Annotated in this window: 1 protein-coding gene; it reads left to right on the plus strand. The window is 59.4% G+C overall.

Annotation, left to right across the window (positions count from 1 at the left end; genetic code table 11):
• Positions 1-92: 92 nt before the first annotated feature.
• Positions 93-1,208, plus strand: a complete 1,116-nt coding sequence (locus V8324_RS21815; protein ID WP_336421984.1) for an IS110 family transposase — start codon at positions 93-95, stop codon at positions 1,206-1,208.
• The last annotated feature ends 269 nt before the right edge of the window (positions 1,209-1,477 follow it).

Raw genomic sequence — 1,477 nt, forward strand, 5'->3', positions numbered from 1 at the left:
CGCATGTCTTTTCCATCGGCACGCTCATGACGGTTTAGCCTGTATTCTGATCGCATGGCGGCAAGTGCCGTCGATCTGCGATGGAGGAAGGCATGACGAAAGAACAACCAGCGATCCATGTTGGGATCGACGTTTCGAAGGACAAGCTGGCAGTTGCAATTGCCAGTGGTGGGGTGCGCGATGACGTTCTCAGCTTAGGCACCTTTGAGAACGCCCCTACCAGCGTCGACCGACTGCTCAAGAAACTTTCCGGGCGTGGGTCGCCTGTCTCGGTATGCTATGAAGCCGGGCCGACCGGATATGGCCTTTATCGGCAGGTTCGAGCGTTCGGTTTCGAATGCTGTGTGGTCGCACCTTCGTTGATTCCGGTGCGCGCCGGTGAGCGCGTAAAGACAGACCGGCTGGATGCCATTCGACTGGCGCGGCTCTTGCGTGCCGGTGAACTGTCGCCGATTTGGGTTCCTGATGAAACGCATGAGGCAATGCGCGACCTGGTTCGTGCCCGCGAAAGCACGGCAGAGGACCAGCGGCACAAACGCCAACTCGTTTCCGCGTTCATGCTGCGCCACGGGCGGATCTATCACCGGACCAAGCCGTGGACGATGCGGTATCGCCGATGGCTGCAAAGCCAGAGCTTCGATCATCCGGCGCATCAGATCGCCTTTCAGGAAATGCTGCAGGCTGAGCGCAATGCCACCGAACGCCTGGACCGGCTGACCGGACATATCGAGGCTCTCGTGCCGCAATGGGATCTCGCCCCGGCTGTGAATGCGCTGCAGGCCTTGCGGGGTGTGGCGCTTATAAGTGCCGTCACCTTCATGGCCGAGATCGGGGACATGCGCCGGTTTGAAACGCCGGTAAAACTGATGGCGTATCTGGGGCTGGTGCCGAGCGAATACTCGACGGGAAAAACGACCAAGCGTGGCGGAATTACCCGGGCGGGCAACTCCCGCGTTCGTCACAAGCTGATCGAAGGAGCCTGGACCTATCGCCTACAAGCGCGCCCGGGAGCGAGGAAGCTCTACATCCTTCAGGAACAACCGGCCGAGGTTCAGGACATTGCCTGGAAAGCACAATCCCGTCTGACGGCGCGGTATCGTAAACTCAGCCAACGAGGCAAGAAATCGACCGTCGTCACCACTGCCATCGCGCGGGAAATGGCTGCCTTCATGTGGGACATCGCCCGCCGCACCATGCCCGCCAGCTGAGCGTGACCCCATGCGCTCAATGGCGGGCACGAGGTCAACGGCAGGGGAATATCCGGCAGTCGCTTTGAGGCCAACTTATGTTGATGCCCGCTGTAAGACAGGAATAGCCCCGAGACGCAAATTCGGTCATGCGGCAACCAACCCGCGCATCAGAGCTTGTTAACCGACGTCTTCAGACCTCGTGCCCACCCTTGGGCGTCCAGATAACAAGCAACGCCTTGGCGTGCCTGTTTGCATGAAAAAGTCCTTGAAAAAAGACATCAGAGCGC

The organism is Roseovarius sp. D22-M7 (assembly GCF_037083785.1).
GTDB lineage: Bacteria > Pseudomonadota > Alphaproteobacteria > Rhodobacterales > Rhodobacteraceae > Roseovarius.